Below are 22906 nucleotides of genomic sequence, written 5' to 3' on the forward strand. Positions count from 1 at the left end.
CAAGCAACGGTAAAAATCTGAATATTTCCTGGGAAATACGTCAGAAATCGTAACGTGCACCAACCATCATGCTGCGCGAAGGCCCATAGAAGTTGAACGTCGAAGTCGACCCCACCCGCGACAGGTAATCGCGGTCGAACAGGTTGTTGACGTTGAAGGTGGCCGTCAGCTTCGAGGTGACCGGGTACGACAGCATCGCATCCACCGTGGCATAACCCGGTGCATCGATGCGCACGCCGCCGCTCTCGGAATGGAAGTTGCTCATCGCCGAGACGCCGCCACCAATGGCCAGCCCGGTCAAAGGCCCTTGGCTGATGGTGTACTTGCTCCACAGCGACGCCTGGTTGCGCGGCATGATGAAGAAGGTAGTTTCGGCATCACCGTCGAGGGTTTCGGTTTCCATCCAGGTGTAGCCCACCAGCAGCTCCCAGTTCGGCGTCAGCTTGCCGCTGACTTCCACTTCGGCGCCCTTCACCCGGGTCTTGCCCGATGCCACGGAGAAACCGGTGTCTACGCCATCTTCATCATATTCGGTGCTGGCGCGGTTCTCGTCGGTCAAACGGAATACCGAGACACGCGTATTGAGGTCGCCGCCAAAGTAACTGCTCTTGAGGCCAAACTCATACTGCTCGCCTTCACGCGGTTTGAGTACGCGGCCATTGCTGTCGGTATCTGACTGCGGCTTGAATACCTGCGAATAGCTGGCATACAGCGCATGGTTTTCGGTCAGGTCGTAGACCACGCCACCGTACGGCGTGAACCGTCCATCCACGCGTTTGTTGTCATCGACAGTCGAAGCAGTGCTCAGGGTAGTGGTGTAGAAATCACCGCGATACCAGCTGAAGCGGCCACCAGCAATCAGCGCCAAACGCTCGACCGGGCGCAAGGTGACCTTGGAGTACAGGCCGTACTCTTCCTCCTGCATACCGGTTTCGGTGCTGTAGTTCGGTGACGGCTTGGCGAACTGGGTCGGCGAGTAGCTGTTGACGTTGATGGCCCCCAGGTTGGTGGTGCCGTTGAGGTACTCGGTGTCGTAGTTCTTGTAGTCGGTACCCACCACGAATTCGCTGACCTGGCCGAAGGTTTCGAACGGCTGGCTGTAGCTGGCATCCAGCGAATAGGTATCCTGGGTGAAGTCTCGGGCGCTGGCGCGCTCGGAGTTGGCACCGGTGGTGGCATTGGTCGCAGTGAAGGCATAGAGGTAGTTGGTGTCGCGGTGCGAGCCACGGGCGGCGATACGGCCATAACCACCGTTGTCAAAGCGGTGCGTCAACTCGGCAACCAGGTCGGTGGTCTTGCCGTCGAAGTAGTTCCAGTCAGCGCCAAGGAACTTCGAATGGCTGAAATCCGGGACCTCACCAGACAGCGTTGCCGGGTAGCCGTTGTGCGGGGTGATGTTCTTCACTTCGTGGATCAGGCCGAACGACAGCTGGGTGTCGTCATCAAGGTCGATGTCCAGCGCGCCGTAGTAGCTGTTGCTGGTGTTGGCGTTGTAGTCCACTTCACCATTGGTGTCGTCCCGCGATGCAACGAATCGCCCGCGCACTCGGCCTGCATCATCCAGCGGCCCGCCCAGGTCGATTTCTTCGTGGTTGGTGTCCCAGGTGCCGTAGCTGGCTTCGACGTGGCCCTGAAACTCGGCGGTCGGGCGCTTGCGCACCATGTTGACGATACCGCCAAGCTCGCTGGTGCTGCTGAACAACCCCGCCGGGCCGCGCATGATCTCCACACGGTCGAATGCCGCCAGCGACGGCACGGTGCCAAAAATACTGGCCATGGGCGCCGGCAGGCCGTCGATGTTGAACTCGCTGTACTCGTAACCACGGGCATAGATCGATGACCGCCCGCTGTCGTTGGTCAGGGTGCGCAGCCCCGCGGTGTACTTGGCCAGGTCATCCAGGTGCACGAACTGACGGTCTTTGACGTAGTCCTGGGTGTAGACGGTGACCGACTGCGGTATTTCCTTGAGCGACGCTGGGGTCTTGGTGCCCACCGTGGCAGCGTCGACGCTGTAACCGCCGGTTTCTTCCGAAGGCAGCATGTCGTACAGGCGGTTGCCTTCGATGGTCAGCGCCGGCAGGTCGAGCGAGCTGTCCGCAGCAACCTCACTGGCGACCGTTTCGGCCAGTGCCGACAAAGAAAACGGCGCCAACAACCCCAGCATCAGCCAGCCCCGCACCCGTCGGGGGCTTCCCACACCTTTGAAACCGCTCATGACACACCTTCCGCCCAAATGATATTTAATCGCAAACGAAACACGTTGCTTTTTGCGAACGATACCGGACGAAAACTAGGGGTGCAGCAGGATTAACCTTCTTAACACTTAGGCCCGGCACGGGGCGATTGCCCTTCCCCTGCCTGCAATGGGATGATCGCCAACTGATACGAATTCTCATTCAAGACTGCCAATGCCAACCTCACTCCTGCTCGTCGAAGATGACCCACGCCTGCGTGAGGACCTCCAGCGCCACTTCCTCAACCGGGGCTTTGGGGTCAACGCCTGCGCCACCGGCCTTCAGGCGTTGAACGCGGTGCAACACAATGGCTTCGATCTGGTGTTGCTGGACATCATGCTGCCAGGCCTGGACGGCCTCAGCCTGCTCGACGAATTGCGCCGCCAGCAGGCAGTTCCGGTGATACTGATGTCGGCGCTGGGGGCCGAGCAGGACCGCATCAGTGGCTTTACCCGCGGGGCGGACGATTACCTGCCCAAGCCCTTCAGCCTGGCGGAACTGGACGCGCGGGTCGATGCCCTGATGCGCCGGGTGGCCTTTGACCGCAGGCCGGCGGCACCAAGCGAAACCGGCAAGGTAATGCTCGACCAGGACCATCAGGATGTCATTCACCACGGCAAGGCTGCCGGCCTCACTGCCTCTGAGTTTCGCTTGCTGGCCACCTTGAGCGCCCACCCCGGTGAGGCCTTGAGCAAGGCATTCCTCTACCAGACCGTATTGCACCGCGCCTACACCCGCCTGGACCGTGGGCTGGACGTGCATGTGTGCAACCTGCGCCGCAAGCTGGCCGATATCGGTGCCCAGCATGTGCAGATACAGGCAGTACGTGGCCAAGGGTACATCCTGGTCGACACGGAACACCTGTGATGCGCCGCCACCCCCTGCTGTGGAAACTGGCCGCACTGCAAGTCAGCTTCTGCCTGCTGATGACCTGGCTGATCTGGACCTGGGGCCTGTCGGTGGAGCGCAGCACTTATTTTCTGTCCCAGGCCGACCAGGATTATCTGGCGCGCTATGCGCAGCAGGCTGAACAGGCCTGGCAGCAAGGCGGTGCGGCCGGCGCCGAAGCCTTTCGCAGAAAACTGCAGCACGCCGAGAACACCTGGGCGGTATTGATCGGGCCGCACCTGCAAAGCCTCGGCACCGCGCCGCTGAATGCCGACGAGGCCAGCCGCCTGACCTTCATGCGCAAACTCGACTGGCCGATGAGCCGGCGCCTGCAGGATGAGCTGCCCTACGTCAGCATCGAGTTCCCGCAGCATCCAGAACACGGCCGGCTGGTGTTGCAGCTGCCCGAGCGCCTGCTACCCACTGGCCTGACCCCCTGGACCCACCTCATCACTCACGGCGTTGCACCCACACTGCTGGCGCTGTTACTTGGCCTGGCGATCTATCGGCACCTGGTGGTACCGCTCAACCGCCTGCGCGACCGCGCCGACGCCTTGCGCGCGGACGACCTGGACAGCCCTGGCCTGCCCCTGCGGGATCGCCGCGATGAATTGGGCGAACTGGCGCAGGCCTTCGAACACATGGCCGGGCGCCTGCGCCAAAGCCTGGAGCAGCAACGCCTGCTGCTGCGTACTTTGTCTCACGAACTGCGCACGCCCCTGGCGCGGCTGCGCATCGCCCATGACAGTGACTTGCCCCCCGCCCAGTTGCGCGAGCGCCTGGGCCACGAGGTCAATGACATGCAGAAGCTGCTCGAGGGCACCCTGGACCTCGCCTGGATGGACACCGAGCAGCCGCAGTTACGCACCGAACCGGTGCTGATGGTGTCCGTGTGGGAAGCGTTATGCCAGGACGCCTGCTTCGAGAGCGGCTGGGACCGTGCACGGCTGCCCTGCTCGCTCGGCATCGAATGCGTGGTGCAGGCCCATCTGGACAGCCTGGCCCAGGCGCTGGAAAACCTCATGCGCAATGCCATCCGCCATTCGCCTGCCGATGGCCGGGTCAGCCTCGATGGCTGGCGTGAGGGCGACCACTGGCATTTGCGCCTGAGTGACCAGGGCCCCGGCGTGCCTCACGCTGAACTCGAACGCATCTTCAAGCCCTACCAGCGCTTGCCCGACAGCGGCGCAGGTTTCGGCCTGGGGCTGGCCATCGCCCGCCGCGCGGTCGAACTGCAAGGCGGCCGGCTGTGGGCCAGCAGTGGTCATCCCGGCCTTTGCCTGCACCTGTTGCTGCCTGTTGCCCAGGAATGTTTAGAAAGTTAATACGCTTTACGCCCAATCAGGACTGATTATCATCTGGGCTCTCCCGCCTTGCGCTCCTTGCAAAGCATCGATGAGGCGCCTGATGAGCAAGATCACCCTGTCCCTGGCATTGGCGTTGGCCCTTGCGGCCCCGCTTGCCCTGGCGCAGCCGCAACGCGAGCAGAAGATGGACACTTCACTGCTGCAGCGCCAGGACCTGGCCTATCGTTTCAGCCACCTCGACCTGGACTCGGCCGATGGCCAGCGCCATTACCGCTTGTGGGTCGGCAAGCCAAACCGCCCGGCGCCCGCCGCAGGTTATCCGGTGTTGTGGATGCTCGACGGCAATGCCGCACTCGGTGCTTTGGACAGTGCGCAACTGGGCAAACTCGCAGCGGGCCAGGCACCACTGCTGGTGGCGGTTGGGTATCAGACCGAGCAGCGCATCGAGCGAACCGGGCGTACCTACGACTACACACCGGCAATTGCCGGGCTTGCAGAACAGCGCGATCCGCTGACCCACCTGCCCAGCGGTGGCGTGGATGCATTCCTGGACTTGCTTACCGAGCGCATGCGGCCGATGGTAGCCGGTGTGGCGCCCATCGACGCGCAGCGGCAGACGCTGTGGGGGCATTCCTATGGCGGCTTGGCGGTGTTGCACACGTTGTTCACTCGGCCTGGAGCGTTCAGCGACTATGCGGCGGCCAGCCCGTCGTTGTGGTGGCACGATGGAGCTATCGTTCGGCAAGCGCAGGGGCTACAGCAGCGCTTGGGCAATAACCGACCGACGCTGTTGCTCATGCGCGGTGGCGACGAACCGTCGAGCCCGCGCGCACCGGTGCAAGGCGATGTAGAGCGGCCGACACGGGAGCTGGCGACTTACCTGGCCAAGGTGCCGGGGTTGCAGGTGCGTTTCGAGCGGTTCGAGGGGGTGGGGCATGGGCCGATGCTGCCAGCTTCATTGCAAGAAGTAATTGAGGATATGTCTCGCTAGACCTGCGCGTTCCATCAGGCCTGTCACCCCTGATACGCCAAAGGTCGCAGATCATCGGCTTGTCAGCAGGGTGGCACTGTGCGGTATGCTTGCCCGGTCTTCAGGGCGGGGTGAAAGTCCCCACCGGCGGTAAATCGAAAGATGAGCCCGCGAGCGCCCCGGCCATGCCGGGGGTCAGCAGATCTGGTGCGACTCCAGAGCCGACGGTCATAGTCCGGATGAAAGAAGGCGTCAGGCAAGGGCCATTCGGGCGCCCTTGCGCGCGCATTTTGTTCGCCCCGAGACGTTCATCGATCATTCACGAGGAGCGTTTCATGTCCCCCAAGCATCACCAGCAATTCCCCAATGTGTCCGCTGCCATCGCCGCCTTCCAGGCAGGCCGCCCCGTGCTGCTGCTCGACGATGACGACCGCGAGGACGAAGCAGATATCGTTGCCGCCGCCGAAAACCTGTCGTTGCAGACCATGGCCATGATGATTCGCGATTGCAGCGGCATCGTCTGCCTGTGCCTGGACGAAGCCACCGTCGAGGCCCTGCAACTGGCACCGATGGTGGCGAACAACCAGGCGCGTCATGGCACCGGCTTCACCGTGACCATCGAAGCGGCAGAAGGTGTGAGCACCGGCGTTAGCGCCCAGGACCGCATCACCACCATCGAAGCAGCGCTGCGCTCGACGGCGCAGCAACGGCATATCGTCAGCCCCGGCCACGTGTTCCCGCTGCGGGCGCGTGATGGTGGGGTGCTGACCCGTCGCGGCCATACCGAAGGCTCGGTGGACCTGGCTCGCCTGGCAGGCCTGCGCCCGGCAGCGGTGCTGTGCGAGCTGATGAACCCCGACGGCAGCATGGCCCGCGGCGAGCAGGTGGCGGTTTATGCCCGCCAGTACAATCTGCCGGTGCTGACCATTGCCGAGCTGGCACGCTGCCGCGAGGCAATGGTGGAGCTGGAAGCTGTGCCAGCCTGATTGATCGACGGGGCCGCTTTGCGGCCCAATCGCCGGCAAGCCGGCTCCAACAGGTTCAGCACAGCCTTCTGGCATTGTGCTGTACCTGTTGGCCGGAAAAACCACCCTCAAGTTTGCTCCCCCCGCCCCGCTCTGCTAGTGTCGCGCCGTTCTGAACAGCCACCGAGACCCGTCGCCATGGCCCGCAAAAAAGCCTCCATCGATTTCGAGCAATCCCTCGCCGACCTGCAAGCCCTGGTCGAACGCCTGGAGAACGGCGAGTTGTCGCTGGAAGACTCGCTGGCCGCCTTCGAGCAAGGTATCGCCCTGACCCGCGATTGCCAGGGCGCCCTGGCCCAGGCCGAGCAAAAAGTACAGATACTGCTGGAACGCGACGGCGAGCTCGCCGCTCAGCCCTTCGATGCGGAGCCAGAGGCATGATCGGCGCCTACCAGGCCAGCAGCCAGGCGCGCGTCGATGCGGCCCTTGAACCCCTGTTCATTGCGCCCACCAAGGAGCTTGAGCGGCTGTACGCCGCGATGCGCTACAGCGTGATGAACGGCGGCAAGCGCGTGCGCCCGCTGCTCGCCTATGCGGCTTGCCAAGCGCTGGGCGCACCGGCCGAGCAGGCCAACGGCGCCGCCTGCGCGGTGGAGCTGATCCATGCTTATTCGCTGGTGCATGACGACCTGCCGGCCATGGACGATGACGACCTGCGCCGTGGCCAGCCGACCACCCATAAAGCCTTCGATGAAGCCTGTGCGATCCTCGCAGGCGACGGCCTGCAGAGCCTGGCCTTCAGCGCCCTGCTCGACCCCCGGCTGAGCCCGCAGCCCGACGCCATCCGCCTGGCCATGGTCCAGGCCCTGGCCAAAGCTGCAGGCCCTGCCGGCATGGTCGGAGGCCAGGCCATCGACCTTGGCTCGGTCGGCGTGAAGCTGGACCAGCAGGCCCTGGAGTTCATGCACAGGCACAAGACCGGCGCGCTGATCGAAGCCAGCGTGCGCCTTGGCGCCCTGGCCAGCGGCCGCGCCGAGCAGGCGCAGCTGGACGCCCTGCAGACTTATGCACAGGCCATTGGCCTGGCATTCCAAGTGCAGGACGACATCCTCGACGTGGAAAGCGACACCGCCACCCTCGGCAAGCGCCAGGGTGCCGACATCGCCCGTGACAAACCGACCTACCCGGCCCTGCTTGGCCTGGAAGCGGCCAAGGCCTATGCGATCGAACTGCGCGACCAGGCGCTGGTCGCACTTGAAGGGTTTGGTGAAAACGCAGAACCTCTGCGGGCGTTGGCGCGCTACATCGTCGAACGCCGCCATTAAGAAGCACTGGTTCCAAACCCGCACACAGGGGGCTGCAACCTCTGGTCGAATGGGCACTTTTCCCACAATGGGGTAAACTGCCGCGTCTTAACATCTATAACGACTCGCCTGATGCCCACGACGTTTCAAGAGATCCCCCGCGAACGCCCGGTCACGCCGCTGCTCGACCGCGCTGACACGCCTGCCGGCCTGCGCCGGCTGGCCGAAGCCGACCTTGAGCACCTGGCCGACGAGCTGCGCCAGGAGCTGCTCTACACCGTGGGTCAGACCGGTGGGCATTTTGGCGCCGGCCTGGGCGTGATCGAACTGACGATCGCCCTGCACTACGTCTTCGACACCCCGGACGACCGGCTGGTGTGGGACGTCGGCCATCAAGCCTACCCGCACAAGATCCTCACCGGCCGGCGCAACCGCATGCTGAGCCTGCGCCAGAAGGACGGGATCGCCGCCTTCCCGCGCCGCAGCGAGAGTGAGTACGACACCTTTGGCGTCGGCCACTCCAGCACCTCGATCAGCGCCGCACTGGGCATGGCCATTGCCGCCCGCCTGCAGAACAGCGCGCGCAAGTCGATTGCAGTGATCGGTGACGGTGCCCTGACAGCCGGTATGGCGTTCGAGGCGTTGAACCACGCCCAGGAAGTCAACGCCGACATGCTGGTCATTCTCAACGACAACGACATGTCGATCTCGCGCAACGTTGGCGGGCTGTCCAATTACCTGGCCAAGATTCTTTCCAGCCGCACCTACGCAAGCATGCGCGAGGGCAGCAAGAAAGTGCTGTCGCGCCTGCCAGGTGCCTGGGAGATTGCCCGCCGCACCGAGGAATACGCCAAGGGCATGCTGGTACCCGGCACCCTGTTCGAAGAGCTGGGCTGGAACTACATCGGCCCGATCGATGGCCACGACCTGCCGACCATGATCGCCACCCTGCGCAACATGCGTGACCTCAAAGGCCCGCAGTTCCTGCACGTGGTGACCAAGAAGGGTAAAGGCTTCGCGCCGGCCGAGATCGACCCGATCGGCTACCACGCCATCACCAAGCTCGAGCCTGCCGACAAGCCGGCCGCGCCGAAGAAGGCCAGCGGACCGAAGTACTCTGCGGTATTCGGCCAGTGGCTGTGCGACATGGCCGCTGCCGACAACCGTCTGGTGGGCATCACCCCGGCAATGAAGGAAGGCTCCGACCTGGTTGCCTTCAGTGAGCGTTACCCCGAGCGCTACTTCGATGTGGCCATCGCCGAGCAGCATGCCGTCACGCTGGCGGCGGGCATGGCCTGCGAAGGCAGCAAGCCGGTGGTCGCGATCTACTCGACCTTCCTGCAGCGCGCCTACGACCAGCTGATCCACGACGTGGCGGTGCAGAACCTCGACGTCCTGTTCGCCATTGACCGGGCAGGCCTGGTCGGCGAAGACGGCCCGACCCACGCGGGCAGCTACGACCTGTCGTACCTGCGCTGCATCCCGGGCATGTTGGTGATGACGCCCAGCGACGAGAACGAACTGCGCAAGATGCTCAGCACCGGCCACCTGTACAACGGCCCGGCAGCGGTGCGCTACCCACGCGGCACCGGCCCCAACGCGCCGATCAGTGGTGACCTGGAACCGCTGGAAATCGGCAAGGGCGTCATCCGTCGCCAGGGCGAAAAGGTCGCTTTGCTGGTGTTTGGCGTGCAGTTGGCCGAAGCCCTGCAGGTTGCCGGGCAAATCAACGCCACCGTGGTCGACATGCGTTTCGTCAAGCCGCTGGACGAGGCACTGGTGCTGGAGCTGGCAGGCAGTCATGAGCTGCTGGTGACCCTCGAAGAGAACGCCATCATGGGCGGTGCGGGGGCTGCGGTGGGTGAGTTTTTGGCCAGCCAGGCCGTGATCAAGCCGCTGCTGCACCTGGGCCTGCCGGATATCTATGTCGAGCACGCCAAGCCTGCGCAGATGCTGGCTGAATGTGGGCTGGATGCGGCCGGCATCGAAGCTTCGGTGAAGGCCCGCATGGCCAGGCTCGGCCTGTAATCCCTGGGGCCGCCTTGCGGCCCATCGCGACACAAGGCCGCTCCTACACAGGACCGCGGACTCGTGTCGCGATCGAGGGCGCAGCCCTCGCAAACTGGTACTGCCCATGAAAACCTCAACCTTCGCCACCCTGCTCTGCCTGCCCCTGCCGCTGCTGGCCGCCGAACGCGACGACGCCCTGAAGCTCCCCGACGTGCTGATCAGCGCCAACCGCCAGGTCGAATCACGCACCGCCACCAGCGCCGCCAACACCGTTTTCACCCGCAACGACATCGACCGCCTGCAACCGACCAGCGTCACCGACCTGCTCGCCCGCGTGCCCGGCGTGCAAGTCGCGCCCACCGGTGGCCGCGGTAGCCTGCCGGGTATCTTCATCCGCGGCACCAAGGCCGCGCAGAACCTGGTGCTGGTCGACGGCGTGCGCATCGCCAACGCCACCTCGGGCGACAGCGGCCTGCAGTTTCTCCACGTCGACCAGATCGAGCGTGTCGAAGTGCTGCGCGGCTCACGCTCGGCGATCTACGGCAGCGATGCCATCGGCGGTGTCATTCAGATCTTCACCCGTCGCAGCAACGGCACGGGCCTGCAGCCGCGCCTGCGCATGGCGGCAGGCAGCAACCAGACCTGGCAACGCAGCCTGGGCCTGTCCGGAGGCGAGGGCGCGACCCGCTTCAACCTGGGCGCCAGCCTGGACGAAACGGCAGGCATCGACTCGACCGGCCCGTCCTTCGCCAGCGACGGCGATCATGACGCCTACCGCAACAAGTCGTTCAACCTGAGCCTGAGCCACACCTTTGGCGAACGTTTCGAAGCCGGCCTGAACCTGCTCGACAGCCGAGGGCGCAGCGAGTACGACAATCCGTTCGGTGGCTTCGACCCGGTCACCTTCGAAAGCTTCGGGCAAAAGCCCTACACCGACTTCAGCGTCAGCAGCCTGGGTACTTACTTCGATGCACAGCTCAATGACGTGTGGCATTCACGCCTGGAGCTGGGCCATAGCGAAAACCGCGACGACAAGCGCGACAAGCTCAGTGACGAACGCTCGGTGTTCAACACCTATCGCGACCAGGTCACTTGGCAGAACGACCTGGCCCTGAGCGAGCGGCAGAACCTGTTGATCGGCGGCGACTGGTACGAAGACCGCGTGCACGCCAGCACCGATTTCAGCGAAGACAGCCGCTGGAACCGCGCCGCTTTCATCCAGCATCGCTTGCGCGGCGAGCACGTCTCTACCGAACTGGGCGTGCGCCGCGACCAGAACCAGCAGTTTGGCGGCCAGACCACATGGAGCGGTAGCCTGACCGTGCCGCTGAATACGCACAACGATGTGCTGCTGTCCTACAGCGAAGGCTTTCGTGCGCCGACCTTCAACGACTTGTACTACCCGCAGTACAGCAACCCGCAGCTGGACCCGGAGCATTCCAGAAGTTACGAGCTGCAATGGCGCAGCCAGCTCAGCCGCGACAGCCGCCTGGAAACTTCGCTGTACCGTACTGACCTGCGCGATGCGATTATCTTTGGCCAGGACTCGATCCCGCGTAATGTGGCCTCGGCGCGTATCAACGGCGTGGAAATGGCACTGGAGCAACAGTGGGGCCAATGGCGCAGCCAGCTGGGCCTGGCGTTGATCGATCCGCGTGATCGTGACAGCGGCCACACCCTCGCCCGCCGCGCAAGGCGCACCTTGAGCCTGGACCTGGACCGTCAATTCGAGCGTTTTACGGTAGGAGGCAGCTGGCAGGCCGTCAGCGCCAGTTACGACGACGAGGCCAACCGCAACCGCCTCGGCGGCTATGGCTTGCTGGGCCTGCGCAGCAGCTGGGCAGCGACCGACGAGCTGAAGCTGGAACTAAAGCTGGATAACCTGCTGGACAAAGGCTACAGCCGTGCGCTTTACAGCTACGATGGCGCCAGCTACGGCTACCGCGAAGAGGGCCGCACGGCCCTGTTCAGCGTCACCTGGACGCCGGTGCTTTAGCTTCGAGCAGCGCACACAAGCGGGCGGTGGCTTCGATCATCTGCCCGCTGGGCCGCTCCAGGCCCTTGTCCGGCACCACCAGCAGACGATCACCGGCCACAGCGCCCAAATCTGGCCAAGCCTTCCAGCTTGCCAACTGCCCCTGGTCGCCAGCCAGAATCACCTGCGGATCGCGCATCAGCACTGATTCCACATTCACTTGCGGTGCCGGCTGGCTCAGGTCGGCAAAGATATTGCGCGCCCCACACACCGCCAAGGCATCACTCACCACCTGTCGCCCACCCAAGGTGTACAGCGGCCGGTCCCAGACCTGATAGAACACCCGTAGCGGCTGTTCACGCCGATAGTGCTGACGCAGTTGCCGCAACCGTTCACGCAGGCCTCCCACATACTGCCGCCCCTGCTCTGCCCGCCCTACACGCACGGCAATGGCCTCGATCTGTTCAAGCAGTTGCTCAAGGTCGTGGGGTTCTGCACTGAAAGTCGCGATACCCAGGCGCGTAAGCTGATCGCGCTGGGCCGGAGCCACGCTGCCGGGCCAGAGCAACAGCAGGTCAGGCCTGAGGCTGAGCAGGCGTTCCATGTCCAGTTGCCCCTGGCGCCCTACCGAAGGCAGGTTACGCAGCGCCGCTGGGCGCTCGCCGCCGTCGAGCACGCCCACCAGCAGGTCATCGGCCTGCAGCTCAAGCATGATTTCGCTCATCGAAGGCGCAAGGCTGACCACGCGCAGAGGCTCGCCAGCCTGGACGGTGCAGGCCAGCAGCGCCAGCAGGCAGAGCAGGCGGCGCATCACCCCAGCTGGCGCGGGATGCGGTAGAGGTAAAGCACCACCACTGTGGATAACGCCAAGAGGATTTGCGGCACAGCTTCGAGCCCTACCAGCACCGACAGCGCGGCGACCCAGGCAGGGAAACAGGCGAACAGCATGGCCATGCGCCGCACCCGGGCCAACTCGATCCAGGCAGCCGGCTCTTCAGCCGTGCCAAGCAACTTGGAGGTGGCGATCAAAGCACGCTTGTAGGCGCCGAAACGCGGCAGGCTGAGGAACATGGTTGCCGCACCGGCGATGAACAGCGGCATCGCCAGCACCGGGATCAGCGCATCGCCACCGCCAAAGGCCCAGGCCATCACCGGTAGCGGCACCAGGCCAACCGCCAGGTATTGCCACCAGGCCAGCGCCAGGCGCCGCTTCACCTCGCTGCGGGTCACGCCTGGGGGACCTCACCCTGGTGTTCGTTACCCAGCATGTGGCCAAGCTTGTCGGCCTTGGTCGCCAGGTAGTAACGGTTGTGCGGGTTATGCCCGGTATGCAGCGGCACGCGCTCGGCAACCTTGATGTTCATGTCGGTCAGCGCCTTGACCTTGCGCGGGTTGTTGGTCATCAGGCGCAGCGATTTCACGCCCAGGTGTTCGAACATCGGCAGGCAGATCGCGTAATCACGCTGGTCGGCAGCGAACCCCAGACGCTCGTTGGCCTCTACAGTGTCGGCACCACCATCCTGCAACTCATAGGCGCGGATCTTGTTCAGCAGGCCGATGCCACGGCCTTCCTGACGCAGGTAAAGCAGCACGCCGCGCCCTTCACGGGCAATGGCCTGCAGGGCGGCTTCCAGTTGCGAGCCGCAGTCGCAACGCTGGCTGAACAGGGCATCGCCAGTCAGGCACTCGGAGTGCAGGCGCCCCAACACCGGCTCACCGTCGGCGATGTCACCCAGGCTGAGCACCACGTGCTCACGGCCGGTGGCTTCGTCGAGGAAACCATGCATGGTGAAAGTCGCGAAGGGGGTCGGGAGTTTAGAGGCGGCAACAAAGACGACGGGCACGTTGTGCTCCTGGATAAGTAGGAAAATTCTCGTGAAGCGATTGTATCAGCAGGTCAGCGCCTGTGCGCTGGCTGAATACCGTGGGTTAAGATCGAAAAGTTCGATGTTCGGTTAGCCTGTGGCAGCCCATGGTGCTATTGAGGCTTGCTGTCGGCAGTAAAGGGATACGGCTGTTTCCAGTGCTGGAAGATAGGCTTCAACTCGCCGCTGCGTACCAGTTCAGCCATGCGTCTGTCGAACAGTTCACGCAGGGCCTTGCCGTGCTCGTTGCGGGCAAAGGCCAGGTACAACGGCAGTTCGGCGACATGGGTTCGCCGGAACCGTTCTGGCTGAGAGGTTTGGCCAAGCACGTAGTCAACTTCGGTCAGCGCATCGATGTAGAAGTCCACGCGATCATGCTCAAGCATTGGCAGGATGCCTTCGCGGCGCTGAATCTCGCGCGACTCCTTTACGTTCGGCAGGTAGCTGCCGTAATCGTAGCCACGCACCCAGGCCAAGCGATACTGACCAACGGTCTCCAGGGTAGGCACCGGTTTGCTGGCAAGCCCCAGCGCATAGATGTGGTCCATGTCGAAGTGCCAACGCGGGTAGAGATTGTCGTCGTTCTCATCCTTGTAGGAACCGACCCAGGCATCGGCCTCGCCGCGTTTGACCAGCCCGACGGCACGGCTGTAAGGAGCACTTTTTGCCACCACCTTGACGCCGGCAGGCTCGAAGACCTTGCGCAAGACATCCCAGGCCACGCCGGTACCATCGGCATTGGTGTAGTCCAGCCACTCTTCACTGACCAGATGGACCTGTTTCGGTACGCCTTCGGCCGCCAGCGCCCCATGGGCAAAGCTGAGCATCATTGCCAGCAGCACAGTCCGAATGGCCATCAAAGCGCTCCCTGTCTCAGCCTACCGCCCACACCAGAACCTGCATGCCCAGCCAGGCGAACACGCCGGCCAGGATATCGTCGAGCATGATGCCGACACCGCCGTGCACATGGCGATCGATCCAGCGAATCGGCCATGGCTTGAGGATGTCGAAGAAGCGGAACATCAGGAACCCCGCCAGAATCCACTGCCACCCTTGCGGCACAAGCCAGAGGGTGATCCACATGCCGACCATTTCATCCCAGACAATGCCTTCATGGTCGTGCACGCGCAAGTCATTGGCGACTTTACCGCACAGCCAGAAGCCGAACAGCATGGTGATGCCCAGCAGCAGCCAGTAACCCCAATCGGGCAGCATCTGCCACAGCGGGATGAACGGAATGGCCACCATCGAGCCCCAGGTGCCGGGTGCCTTGGGCAGCGTGCCCGAACCGAAGCCGAAAGCGATGAAGTGCCACGGGTTGCGCCAGACCGATGGCGGAACGAACTCCGCAGGCACCTGGTTGGGGTGGTCGGTCACGGTGTCTCCCTAAAGTGTTGATAGCCCCGCTGTACGGGGGTGATGTCCTGGCCTTGGGGGTCACGCAGGGTCACGCCCTGCCCTTGGAGCACTCGGCCGACGACATGTACGCCGGCGTCCGCCAGGGATGAAAGCGCCTCAGGCGGCAGGGTGAACGCCAATACGTAATCGTCGCCACCGGTGAGCGCCGCTTGCACCGCCGCGTCGCGGCCGAGAAAGGCCTCTAGTGCAGGAGACACTGGCACCTGCGCCAGGTTCACCTCAAGGGCGACCCCGGAGGCCTTGGCGATGTGCCCACAATCGGCAAGCAGGCCATCGGAAATGTCCAGCGCCGCCGTCGCCCGCCCGCGCAAGCGCCGGCCCAGGCCGAGTTGAGGCAGCGGCGACCAGTAGTGGGCCAGCAGGGGCTCGGCCTGCTCGGCAGGCGCTTCCCGCTCGCCCAGCACCAACGGTAACGCACCGGCTGCCTTGCCCAGCACGCCCCCCACACACAGCAGGTCACCCGGCCGGGCACCGCTGCGGCGCAGGGCCTGGCCAGCCGGGACGCTGCCCAAAACAGTGACGGTGATGCTCAAGGGGCCGCGAGTGGTGTCGCCACCAATCAGGCTCATGCGGCAACGCTGGGCCATGCGGCTGAGGCCGTCGGCGAAGGCGGCGAGCCAGTCGGGACCGACATCGGGCAGGGTGAGGGCAAGGGTGAAGCCGATGGCATTGGCGCCCATGGCTGCAAGGTCGCTGGCCGCCACGGCCAGTGAGCGCTGCCCCAGCAAGCGCGGGTCACAGACCGTCGGGAAGTGCACCCCGGCAACCAGGGTGTCGGTAGACACCGCCAACTGCTCGCCCGGGGCAAGCTCGAGCAAGGCGCAGTCGTCGCCAATGCCCAGCGCCACGCCCTCACCGCCCTGCGCACAGGGCGCGGCGGCGAAGTAATGGTTGATCAGCTCGAACTCACCCATGGCTCGACAGCGCCAGGATCAGCGCTTGTTCGCCTTGACTTCTGCTTCGCGCAGCGAAGGTGCCAGCTTGTCCAGCACGCCGTTGACGAACTTGTGGCCGTCAGTGGCGCCGAAGACCTTGGCCAGCTCTACGCCTTCGTTGATCACAACGCGATACGGTACATCGACACGCTTGATGAACTCCCAGGTGGACAGGCGCAATACGGCCAGTTCGACCGGGTCGAGCTCTTCCAGGGCGATGTCCATGCACGGTTTCAGCGCGCTGTCGATTTCGCTCTTGATGGCCGGAACCCCATGCAGGATTTCGCGGAAATAGGCGCCATCTACATCGGTAAAATCGTTATCGACCCGGAACTGCGCTTCGATCTCGTTCAGCGAATGCTGAGCCATGTGCCATTGGTACAGGGCCTGGGTCGCGAGCTTGCGGGCTTCGCGGCGCTTGGCGCTCTTCGATGGCTTGCCGGCATCCGCAGGTTTTGGATCGCGCGGGTTGAAACGATCGCTTTCGTCGCTAATCACTTGGCCTCCAACTGCGCCAGCAGGCTGACCATTTCCAGAGCGGACAGGGCAGCTTCAGCACCTTTGTTACCGGCCTTGGTGCCGGAACGCTCGATGGCTTGCTCGATGGAGTCGACGGTCAGGACACCGAAGGCCACCGGCACACCGAACTCCATGGACACCTGGGCCAGGCCCTTGGTGCATTCGCCCGCCACGTATTCGAAGTGCGGGGTACCGCCACGGATCACTGCGCCCAGGGCGACGATCGCGTCGTATTCACCTTGCTGGGCGACTTTCTGAGCCACCAGCGGGATTTCGAACGCGCCCGGGGCACGGATGATGGTGATGTCGCTTTCGCTGACACCGTGGCGTACCAGGGCATCAACGGCACCGCTCACCAGGCTTTCTACGACGAAGCTGTTGAAGCGGCCAACCACCAAAGCATAGCGACCTTTGGGGGCAATGAAGGTACCTTCGATGGTCTTCAGGGTCATTCCGATGTTCTCATCTTCAAGAGCGAGGCCGCGCTCTGGCGGCCTCGGGAGGGTTTGGACTCGAGCGTGAGGGCGCAAGCGCCGCCTCAAGTCACTCGGAGGGCACGTATTCTACAACTTCCAGATCGAATCCGGATATCGCATTGAATTTCATCGGCGAACTCATCAGGCGCATCTTGCGCACGCCAAGGTCACGCAGGATCTGCGAACCGGCACCCACGGTGCTGTAGGTGGTCGGTGCCTTGGTCGGTGCATCGCCTGCGCTTTCGCGGATATGTGCCAGCAGCACGTCGCCATCCAGTGGGTGGCCCAGCAACAGCACCACGCCGCTGCCGGCCTCGGCAACCGCAGCCATGGCGGCGCGAAGGCTCCAGCGGCCAGGCTGCTTGACCAGCAGCAGGTCGCGCAGCGGGTCCATGTTGTGCACACGCACCAGGGTCGGTTCTTCGGCGCAGACCTTGCCCAGGGTCAGGGCCATGTGCACATCGCCTTCCACGGCGTCGCGGTAGGTGACCAGGTTGAACTCACCCAGCTCACTCTCGATCGGCTGCTCGGAAACGCGCTGCACGGTGCGTTCGTGGATCATGCGGTAGTGGATCAGGTCGGCGATGGTGCCGATTTTCAGGCCATGCTCGGCGGCGAACACTTCGAGCTCGGCGCGACGCGACATGGTGCCGTCATCGTTCATCACTTCACAGATCACGCCGCTCGGCTCGAAACCGGCCATGCGCGCCAGGTCGCAGGCGGCCTCAGTGTGGCCGGCGCGTGCCAGGGTACCGCCGGGCTGGGCCATCAGCGGGAAGATGTGGCCCGGGCTTACGATGTCTTCGGCCTTGGCATCCTTGGCGGCTGCGGCCTGCACGGTGCGTGCGCGGTCGGCCGCCGAGATGCCGGTGGTAACACCTTCGGCCGCTTCGATCGACACGGTGAACTTGGTGCCGAAGCCCGAGCCGTTGCGCGGCGCCATCAGCGGCAGCTTGAGCATTTCGCAACGCTCGCGGGTCATCGGCATGCAGATCAACCCACGGGCGTGCTTGGCCATGAAGTTGATGTGCTCAGGCAGGCAGCACTCGGCCGCCATGATGATGTCGCCTTCGTTTTCACGGTCTTCGTCATCCATCAGGATGACCATTTTGCCCTGGCGGATGTCTTCGACCAGTTCTTCGATGCTGTTGAGCGCCACGCGGCACCCCCTTCTCAATCAGGATTTCAAGAAGCCGTTGGCGGCCAGGAAGCTTTCGGTAATGCCACTGCCCTTGCTCGGTTCGCCAGCCTTGTCGCCCAGCAGCAGGCGCTCCAGGTAACGGGCCAGCAAATCGACCTCAAGGTTGACCCGACGCCCTGCGCGGTAGTCGGCCATGATGGTTTCGGACAGGGTGTGCGGGACAATGGTCAGCTCGAACTCGGCGCCATTGACCTCATTGACCGTCAGGCTGGTGCCGTCGACGGTGATCGAACCCTTGTGGGCAATGTACTTGGCCAGCTCCTTGGGTGCACGCACGCGGAACTGGATGGCGCGAGCGCTATCGCTGCGCGAGATGATTTCGCCGACACCGTCGACGTGGCCGCTGACCAGGTGGCCGCCCAGGCGGGTGGTCGGGGTCAGGGCCTTCTCCAGGTTGACCTTGCTGCCGCTCTTGAGGTCGATGAAAGCGGTGCGCTTGAGGGTCTCGACGCTGACGTCGGCCCAGAAGCCATCGCCCGGCAGTTCGACGGCGGTCAGGCACACGCCGTTGACGGCGATGCTGTCGCCGAGCTTGACGTCACCCAGGTCGAGCTTGCCGGTCTCGACGTAGACGCGCACGTCACCGCCCTTGGGGGTCAGGCTGCGGATGGTGCCGATGGATTCGATGATGCCGGTGAACATGGGGACTTCCTCAAAAACGGGTTGCGCAGGGCAAGCCCGGCATTATACGCCGGGCGCCGGCAGAGGGATGGCCGTGACCCGCCAGTCATCGCCCACTGCACGCATTTCGGTGATTTTCAGCCGTGGCGCTTCGCTCATCTTCGACAGCGGCCAGTCCAGCAACGGACGGGCCTGGGAGCCAAGGAAGGTGCCGGCGACGAACAGCTGGTACTCGTCGATCAGGCCCAATTGGGCAAAAGCGCCGACCAGGCCTGCGCCAGCTTCCAGCAGGATGTCGTTGACGCCACGCGCTGCAAGTGCCTGCATCAAGGCGAGCAGATCGACCTGGCCATTGCTGCCCGGCAGGCTGAGCAGCTCGTGGCCAGCCTGGGCGTACCGCGGGTCGCTCCCCATGGCGGTTACCACCAGGGCCGGGCCAGCCTGGAAGAACGGCGCGTCCAGTGGCAGGCGCAGGCGGCCATCGATCAGTACGCGCAGGGGGGGGCGGCTCAGCGCCAGCGCGGTGGCGTCGGGGTCCAGGCCCAGCTCGGCACCGCGCACAGTCATCCGTGCGTTGTCGGCCAATACGCTGGCGGCGCTGGTCAGTACCACGCTGGCACGGGCACGCAGGCGCTGCACTGCAGAGCGGGCGGCAGGGCCGGTGATCCATTGGCTTTCACCGCTGGCCATGGCGGTACGGCCATCCAGGCTCATGGCCAGCTTGGCCCGCACGAACGGCAAGCCATGCTCCATGCGCTTCAGGAAACCGGGGTTCAGGGCACGGGCCTGGGCTTGGAGCACACCACTGGCGACTTCGATGCCCGCTTCGGCCAGGCGGCGCAGGCCCTGCCCGGCGACCTGCGGGTTGGGGTCCTGCATGGCTGCCACCACCCGCGCCACACCAGCCTGTACCAGCGCTTCGGCGCACGGTGGGGTGCGGCCATGGTGGCTGCAAGGCTCGAGCGTCACGTAGGCACAGGCGCCGCGGGCACGCTCACCGGCCTGGCGCAGGGCATGCACTTCGGCATGTGGTTCACCGGCGCGCACATGCCAGCCCTCACCCACCACTTCGCCGTCACGGACGATCACACAACCCACGCGCGGGTTGGGGTGAGTGGTGTAGATACCCTTGCGGGCAAGCTCCAGGGCACGGGCCATGTAATGGGCGTCGAGGATCGCGGTCTGGCTCGGCATGCTCACTCTTTAGCCGGCTCGCGGGCCAGGCGGTCGATTTCTTCGCGGAATTCATCGAGGTCCTGGAAGCGGCGGTACACCGAAGCGAAACGGATGTAGGCCACTTCATCGAGCTTGCGCAGCTCGGCCATCACCAGCTCACCCACCACCAGCGACTTGACCTCGCGCTCACCCGTAGCGCGCAGCCGGCTCTTGATATGTGCCAGGGCCGCCTCGAGGCGTTCGACGCTGACCGGGCGCTTCTCCAGCGCCCGCTGCATGCCGGCACGCAGCTTTTCTTCGTCGAAAGGCTGGCGCGTGCCGTCCTGCTTGATCAGCCGGGGCAATACCAGCTCGGCGGTTTCGAAGGTGGTGAAACGCTCGCCGCAGGCTACGCATTCGCGACGGCGGCGCACTTGTTCGCCCTCGGCGACCAGGCGCGAGTCGATGACCTTGGTGTCGTTGGCACCGCAAAAGGGACAGTGCATGGTGGCAGGCAACAAAAAAAGGGAGGGCCATGGTAGCGCATCCCACTGGCAAGACAAGCCAAAGGGGTTAACATCCAAGGTAAATCTGCCCCTGAAGGACTACCCCATGCATTATCGAGCGCTCGTCGTGCTGGGCTGCGCCGCCCTGCTCGCCGCCTGTGGCAGCGATCGGCCGAAGACCGAGCCAGCCCCGGCACCTGCGCCCGCCAAGGTGGCGAAAAAGGCCGAACCGCTGGGCCCGCTGCCCGCCTATCAACGCGAACTGAGCGGTACCTTGCTGGAAATCCCCCGCGGTGCCGACGTGGAGCTGGCCTTGCTGGTCATCGACGAGCGCGACCGGCCGCAACAGCTTCTGGCCAGCAGCACCCTGACCGGGACCGGCCAGACGCTGCCCTACCGCCTGCGCTTCAACCCGGAGGTCTTCCCGGCCGGGGCTCGGGTCGAACTGCGTGGCCGCGCCAGCCAGTCGGGCCAACTGATCATGCACCTGCCGCCCGTGCGCATCACCCAGGCCCAGACTCAAGCCACAGGCCCGCTGCGTTTCAAGAAGGCGCCTTAGGTGGCGCCGCTTGCCTTGCAACAGGCCCTCAGCGGCCTGATCGGCGAAGCGCGGCTGGTCGTCAGCGAACTGCCGGGGTGCGCGCTCAAACTCTGGTTGATCGACGATCAGAACATGGACCGCGCCTTCAGCAGCGAAGAAACCCGGCGCATCCTCGACGACCCACCGTACTGGAGCTTTTGCTGGGCCAGCGGCCTGGCCATGGCCCGCTACCTGGCCGAGCACCCTGAATGGGTGGCCGGCAAGCGCGTGCTGGACTTTGGCGCCGGTTCCGGCATCGCCGGCATTGCTGCAGCGCGCGCTGGGGCATTGGAAGTGGTGGCCTGCGATCTCGACCCGCTGGCACTCGATGCCAGCCGCGCCAATGCCGAGCTGAACGGGGTCGAGCTCAGTTACAGCAATGACTTCTTCGCCGAAGAAGACCGTTTCGACCTGATTCTGGTTGCCGATGTGCTGTACGACCGCGCCAATCTGCCGCTGCTCGATGCCTTCCTCGGCCGCGGTCGCCAGGCGCTGGTGGCAGACTCCCGAGTACGCGATTTCAGCCACCCGCTTTACCAGCAGTTGGGCGTGCTTGAAGCACTGACCCTGCCGGACCTGGCCGAGCCGCACGAATTCCGCCGGGTCAGCCTGTACCACGCCAGCCGCGAGCCTTTATAGTGGTGCCATTCACGGATTTGCGAGAGTCACGATGAGCCAGGAAACACCGTTTATCTTCGATGCCACCGATGCCAACTTCCAGCAACTGGTGATCGAAAACTCCTTCCACAAGCCGGTCCTCGTGGACTTCTGGGCAGAGTGGTGCGCGCCCTGCAAGGCGCTGATGCCACTGCTGGCGAAAATCACCGAGGGTTATCAGGGCGAGCTGCTGCTGGCCAAGATCAACTGCGACGTTGAGCAGCAAGTCGTTGCCCAGTTCGGCATTCGCAGCCTGCCCACGGTTGTGCTGTTCAAGGATGGCCAGCCGGTCGACGGCTTTGCCGGCGCGCAGCCGGAGTCGGCGATCCGCGCCATGCTCGAGCCTCATGTGCAGATGCCTGCCGCACCGGCCGCCTCGCCCTTGGAGCAAGCCAAAGGTTTGTTCGCCGAGAGCCGTTTCGCCGAGGCCGAGGCATTGCTGCAGGCCCTGCTGGGTGAAGACAACAGCAATGCCGAGGCGCTGATCCTGTATGCCCGCTGCCTGGCTGAGCGCGGCGAGCTGGGCGAAGCGCAGGTTGTGCTGGACGCGGTCAAGACCGATGAGCACAAGGCCGCCCTGGCCGGTGCCAAAGCGCAGCTGACCTTCCTGCGTCAGGCTGCCAGCCTGCCGGAAGTCGCCGACCTGAAAAGCCGCCTGGCGCAGAACCCGCAGGATGATGAAGCGGCTTACCAGCTGTGCATCCAGCAACTGGCGCGCCAGCAGTATGAAGCGGCGCTGGATGGGCTGCTGAAACTGTTCCAGCGTAACCGCGCCTATGAAAACGGCTTGCCGCAAAAGGCGATGCTGCAGGTATTCGACTTGCTCGGTGGCGACCATCCGCTGGTGGCTGTTTACCGCCGCAGGCTGTCTTCGGCCATGTTCTGATTCGCCCAACAGGCGAGGGCCATGCCCTCGCTCGTGGGGCAACACAGGCCTGCAGTTTTATCCGACCCAGTGATACACCGGCGCATCCGCGCCACTTTCCACCTTCACCTCACTGCTGTGTCGCAACCGCACCAGCAGCCGCTTGCCCGCCGCCGTACTACCCGCCAGCCCTTCCAACCGGTCCAGCAATTCTGGCCCGTTCATCTGCCCCGCCTGACGCAGCACCTCCCGCGCAGCCGTCCACTGCCCGTCATCCTGGCGCGGCGCTGCCGCTATAGCCTGCGATACCGTTTCGGCCGCCACAGGCACTGCAAGCTGCCGCCCCAACTGCGCCCACTCCGCGGGCTCCAGCTCGATGGTCAGGTCCACCGGCCAGTCACCAATCTGTCCACGAATTCTCACGATGCATTCCTTCAAGCGCGTTCAATACCCT

General features: G+C 64.2%; 25 protein-coding genes and 1 riboswitch. Of the genes, 11 read left to right on the forward strand and 14 right to left on the reverse strand.

The genetic code is table 11. The features are described 5' to 3' along the window. Nucleotides 1-40: 40 nt before the first annotated feature. Nucleotides 41-2215: a TonB-dependent siderophore receptor gene (locus ACEWE8_RS04595; protein ID WP_046785109.1), complete on the reverse strand. Its 2175-nt coding sequence runs from the start codon at nucleotides 2213-2215 to the stop codon at nucleotides 41-43. Between the two features lie 193 nt (nucleotides 2216-2408). On the opposite strand from ACEWE8_RS04595, the gene ACEWE8_RS04600 reads away from it, so the two are divergent. The 8 genes from ACEWE8_RS04600 (at nucleotide 2409) to ACEWE8_RS04635 (ending at nucleotide 11674) form a co-directional block, all read left to right on the forward strand. Beyond that, nucleotides 2409-3101: a response regulator transcription factor gene (locus ACEWE8_RS04600; protein WP_046785108.1), complete on the forward strand. Its 693-nt coding sequence runs from the start codon at nucleotides 2409-2411 to the stop codon at nucleotides 3099-3101. Continuing rightward, entirely contained in the window at nucleotides 3101-4447 is a 1347-nt protein-coding gene (locus ACEWE8_RS04605) for a sensor histidine kinase (protein WP_046785107.1), read from the forward strand. Before ACEWE8_RS04600 ends, ACEWE8_RS04605 begins: the two co-directional genes overlap by 1 nt. An 82-nt stretch (nucleotides 4448-4529) precedes the next feature. Continuing rightward, a complete protein-coding gene (locus ACEWE8_RS04610; RefSeq protein WP_046785106.1) occupies nucleotides 4530-5420 on the forward strand; it encodes an alpha/beta hydrolase in 891 nt (296 codons plus the stop codon). A 92-nt stretch (nucleotides 5421-5512) separates the two neighbouring features. Continuing rightward, a riboswitch (FMN riboswitch) is annotated at nucleotides 5513-5654 on the forward strand. Between the two features lie 80 nt (nucleotides 5655-5734). Beyond that, a complete protein-coding gene (ribB, locus tag ACEWE8_RS04615) occupies nucleotides 5735-6385 on the forward strand; it encodes a 3,4-dihydroxy-2-butanone-4-phosphate synthase (RefSeq protein WP_046785105.1) in 651 nt (216 codons plus the stop codon). A 177-nt stretch (nucleotides 6386-6562) separates the two neighbouring features. Further along, a complete protein-coding gene (locus tag ACEWE8_RS04620) occupies nucleotides 6563-6805 on the forward strand; it encodes an exodeoxyribonuclease VII small subunit (RefSeq protein ID WP_008092375.1) in 243 nt (80 codons plus the stop codon). Further along, nucleotides 6802-7689 carry a (2E,6E)-farnesyl diphosphate synthase gene (gene ispA, locus ACEWE8_RS04625; RefSeq protein ID WP_046785104.1) on the forward strand — a complete coding sequence of 296 codons (888 nt, stop codon included), beginning with the start codon at nucleotides 6802-6804 and terminating at the stop codon, nucleotides 7687-7689. The genes ACEWE8_RS04620 and ispA overlap by 4 nt, the downstream gene beginning before the upstream one ends. A 111-nt stretch (nucleotides 7690-7800) precedes the next feature. Next, nucleotides 7801-9696 (forward strand): 1-deoxy-D-xylulose-5-phosphate synthase, encoded by a 1896-nt coding sequence (gene dxs, locus ACEWE8_RS04630; RefSeq protein ID WP_395589226.1) that lies wholly within the window; start codon nucleotides 7801-7803, stop codon nucleotides 9694-9696. Nucleotides 9697-9802: 106 nt separating this feature from the next. Continuing rightward, complete coding sequence (locus ACEWE8_RS04635) at nucleotides 9803-11674, forward strand: TonB-dependent receptor domain-containing protein (RefSeq protein ID WP_046785103.1); 1872 nt, start codon at nucleotides 9803-9805, stop codon at nucleotides 11672-11674. Here ACEWE8_RS04635 and ACEWE8_RS04640 read toward each other — a convergent pair. The 12 genes from ACEWE8_RS04640 to nrdR all read right to left on the reverse strand — a co-directional run bounded on the left by ACEWE8_RS04640 (nucleotide 11652) and on the right by nrdR (nucleotide 20350). Beyond that, a complete protein-coding gene (locus tag ACEWE8_RS04640) occupies nucleotides 11652-12464 on the reverse strand; it encodes a cobalamin-binding protein (RefSeq protein ID WP_367903678.1) in 813 nt (270 codons plus the stop codon). The two genes, ACEWE8_RS04635 and ACEWE8_RS04640, sit on opposite strands and share 23 nt — an antisense overlap. Next, the gene (locus tag ACEWE8_RS04645; protein ID WP_046785101.1) at nucleotides 12464-12883 is read right to left on the reverse strand and encodes a hypothetical protein; all 420 of its coding nucleotides are present in this window, start codon (nucleotides 12881-12883) and stop codon (nucleotides 12464-12466) included. The genes ACEWE8_RS04640 and ACEWE8_RS04645 overlap by 1 nt, the downstream gene beginning before the upstream one ends. Next, nucleotides 12880-13497: a GTP cyclohydrolase II gene (ribA, locus tag ACEWE8_RS04650; RefSeq protein ID WP_395589227.1), complete on the reverse strand. Its 618-nt coding sequence runs from the start codon at nucleotides 13495-13497 to the stop codon at nucleotides 12880-12882. The genes ACEWE8_RS04645 and ribA overlap by 4 nt, the downstream gene beginning before the upstream one ends. Before the next feature lie 134 nt (nucleotides 13498-13631). Next, nucleotides 13632-14375, reverse strand: coding sequence for an ABC transporter substrate-binding protein (locus ACEWE8_RS04655; RefSeq protein WP_046785100.1), 744 nt, complete (start codon nucleotides 14373-14375; stop codon nucleotides 13632-13634). A gap of 16 nt (nucleotides 14376-14391) precedes the next feature. Then, nucleotides 14392-14895 carry a phosphatidylglycerophosphatase A gene (locus ACEWE8_RS04660; protein WP_046785099.1) on the reverse strand — a complete coding sequence of 168 codons (504 nt, stop codon included), beginning with the start codon at nucleotides 14893-14895 and terminating at the stop codon, nucleotides 14392-14394. Beyond that, nucleotides 14892-15851, reverse strand: a complete 960-nt coding sequence (gene thiL / locus ACEWE8_RS04665; RefSeq protein WP_046785098.1) for a thiamine-phosphate kinase — start codon at nucleotides 15849-15851, stop codon at nucleotides 14892-14894. Before thiL ends, ACEWE8_RS04660 begins: the two co-directional genes overlap by 4 nt. Before the next feature lie 18 nt (nucleotides 15852-15869). Next, entirely contained in the window at nucleotides 15870-16370 is a 501-nt protein-coding gene (gene nusB / locus ACEWE8_RS04670; RefSeq protein ID WP_012312511.1) for a transcription antitermination factor NusB, read from the reverse strand. After that, nucleotides 16367-16843 carry a 6,7-dimethyl-8-ribityllumazine synthase gene (gene ribE / locus ACEWE8_RS04675; protein ID WP_043210219.1) on the reverse strand — a complete coding sequence of 159 codons (477 nt, stop codon included), beginning with the start codon at nucleotides 16841-16843 and terminating at the stop codon, nucleotides 16367-16369. Before ribE ends, nusB begins: the two co-directional genes overlap by 4 nt. Before the next feature lie 91 nt (nucleotides 16844-16934). Beyond that, nucleotides 16935-18026 (reverse strand): bifunctional 3,4-dihydroxy-2-butanone-4-phosphate synthase/GTP cyclohydrolase II, encoded by a 1092-nt coding sequence (gene ribBA / locus ACEWE8_RS04680; RefSeq protein ID WP_046785097.1) that lies wholly within the window; start codon nucleotides 18024-18026, stop codon nucleotides 16935-16937. Nucleotides 18027-18044: 18 nt separating this feature from the next. After that, on the reverse strand, nucleotides 18045-18710 hold the full coding sequence (locus ACEWE8_RS04685; protein ID WP_046785096.1) for a riboflavin synthase: 666 nt from the start codon (nucleotides 18708-18710) through the stop codon (nucleotides 18045-18047). 42 nt (nucleotides 18711-18752) lie between these two features. After that, nucleotides 18753-19883, reverse strand: a complete 1131-nt coding sequence (ribD, locus tag ACEWE8_RS04690; protein WP_046785095.1) for a bifunctional diaminohydroxyphosphoribosylaminopyrimidine deaminase/5-amino-6-(5-phosphoribosylamino)uracil reductase RibD — start codon at nucleotides 19881-19883, stop codon at nucleotides 18753-18755. Between the two features lie 2 nt (nucleotides 19884-19885). Beyond that, a complete protein-coding gene (nrdR, locus tag ACEWE8_RS04695) occupies nucleotides 19886-20350 on the reverse strand; it encodes a transcriptional regulator NrdR (protein ID WP_008092351.1) in 465 nt (154 codons plus the stop codon). Nucleotides 20351-20456: 106 nt separating this feature from the next. On the opposite strand from nrdR, the gene ACEWE8_RS04700 reads away from it, so the two are divergent. The 3 genes from ACEWE8_RS04700 to trxA are packed head-to-tail and all read left to right on the forward strand — an operon-like array spanning nucleotide 20457 to nucleotide 22473. Beyond that, the gene (locus ACEWE8_RS04700) at nucleotides 20457-20909 is read left to right on the forward strand and encodes a YbaY family lipoprotein (RefSeq protein WP_281870174.1); all 453 of its coding nucleotides are present in this window, start codon (nucleotides 20457-20459) and stop codon (nucleotides 20907-20909) included. Continuing rightward, nucleotides 20910-21569 carry a methyltransferase gene (locus ACEWE8_RS04705; RefSeq protein WP_046785094.1) on the forward strand — a complete coding sequence of 220 codons (660 nt, stop codon included), beginning with the start codon at nucleotides 20910-20912 and terminating at the stop codon, nucleotides 21567-21569. 31 nt (nucleotides 21570-21600) lie between these two features. Next, on the forward strand, nucleotides 21601-22473 hold the full coding sequence (trxA, locus tag ACEWE8_RS04710) for a thioredoxin (protein WP_046785093.1): 873 nt from the start codon (nucleotides 21601-21603) through the stop codon (nucleotides 22471-22473). Nucleotides 22474-22530: 57 nt separating this feature from the next. On the opposite strand, the gene ACEWE8_RS04715 is transcribed toward trxA, so the two are convergent. Continuing rightward, on the reverse strand, nucleotides 22531-22875 hold the full coding sequence (locus tag ACEWE8_RS04715) for a hypothetical protein (protein ID WP_046785092.1): 345 nt from the start codon (nucleotides 22873-22875) through the stop codon (nucleotides 22531-22533). Between the last annotated feature and the right edge of the window lie 31 nt (nucleotides 22876-22906).

This window comes from Pseudomonas sp. TR47, assembly GCF_044143025.1.
Lineage (GTDB): Bacteria > Pseudomonadota > Gammaproteobacteria > Pseudomonadales > Pseudomonadaceae > Aquipseudomonas > Aquipseudomonas putida_E.

What these genes read in the sequence shown, in the direction of transcription:
- ACEWE8_RS04640 (WP_367903678.1), bottom strand. Translation starts at nt 12,464, where the DNA reads ATGCGCCGCCTGCTCTGCCTGCTGGCGCTGCTGGCCTGCACCGTCCAG.
- ACEWE8_RS04635 (WP_046785103.1), top strand. Translation starts at nt 9,803, where the DNA reads ATGAAAACCTCAACCTTCGCCACCCTGCTCTGCCTGCCCCTGCCGCTG.
- ACEWE8_RS04685 (WP_046785096.1), bottom strand. Translation starts at nt 18,710, where the DNA reads ATGTTCACCGGCATCATCGAATCCATCGGCACCATCCGCAGCCTGACC.
- ribE (WP_043210219.1), bottom strand. Translation starts at nt 16,843, where the DNA reads ATGACCCTGAAGACCATCGAAGGTACCTTCATTGCCCCCAAAGGTCGC.
- ribB (WP_046785105.1), top strand. Translation starts at nt 5,735, where the DNA reads ATGTCCCCCAAGCATCACCAGCAATTCCCCAATGTGTCCGCTGCCATC.
- ACEWE8_RS04620 (WP_008092375.1), top strand. Translation starts at nt 6,563, where the DNA reads ATGGCCCGCAAAAAAGCCTCCATCGATTTCGAGCAATCCCTCGCCGAC.
- dxs (WP_395589226.1), top strand. Translation starts at nt 7,801, where the DNA reads ATGCCCACGACGTTTCAAGAGATCCCCCGCGAACGCCCGGTCACGCCG.
- ACEWE8_RS04600 (WP_046785108.1), top strand. Translation starts at nt 2,409, where the DNA reads ATGCCAACCTCACTCCTGCTCGTCGAAGATGACCCACGCCTGCGTGAG.
- ispA (WP_046785104.1), top strand. Translation starts at nt 6,802, where the DNA reads ATGATCGGCGCCTACCAGGCCAGCAGCCAGGCGCGCGTCGATGCGGCC.
- ACEWE8_RS04610 (WP_046785106.1), top strand. Translation starts at nt 4,530, where the DNA reads ATGAGCAAGATCACCCTGTCCCTGGCATTGGCGTTGGCCCTTGCGGCC.
- thiL (WP_046785098.1), bottom strand. Translation starts at nt 15,851, where the DNA reads ATGGGTGAGTTCGAGCTGATCAACCATTACTTCGCCGCCGCGCCCTGT.
- trxA (WP_046785093.1), top strand. Translation starts at nt 21,601, where the DNA reads ATGAGCCAGGAAACACCGTTTATCTTCGATGCCACCGATGCCAACTTC.
- ACEWE8_RS04595 (WP_046785109.1), bottom strand. Translation starts at nt 2,215, where the DNA reads ATGAGCGGTTTCAAAGGTGTGGGAAGCCCCCGACGGGTGCGGGGCTGG.
- ACEWE8_RS04700 (WP_281870174.1), top strand. Translation starts at nt 20,457, where the DNA reads ATGCATTATCGAGCGCTCGTCGTGCTGGGCTGCGCCGCCCTGCTCGCC.
- ACEWE8_RS04655 (WP_046785100.1), bottom strand. Translation starts at nt 14,375, where the DNA reads ATGGCCATTCGGACTGTGCTGCTGGCAATGATGCTCAGCTTTGCCCAT.
- nrdR (WP_008092351.1), bottom strand. Translation starts at nt 20,350, where the DNA reads ATGCACTGTCCCTTTTGCGGTGCCAACGACACCAAGGTCATCGACTCG.
- ribD (WP_046785095.1), bottom strand. Translation starts at nt 19,883, where the DNA reads ATGCCGAGCCAGACCGCGATCCTCGACGCCCATTACATGGCCCGTGCC.
- ACEWE8_RS04605 (WP_046785107.1), top strand. Translation starts at nt 3,101, where the DNA reads ATGCGCCGCCACCCCCTGCTGTGGAAACTGGCCGCACTGCAAGTCAGC.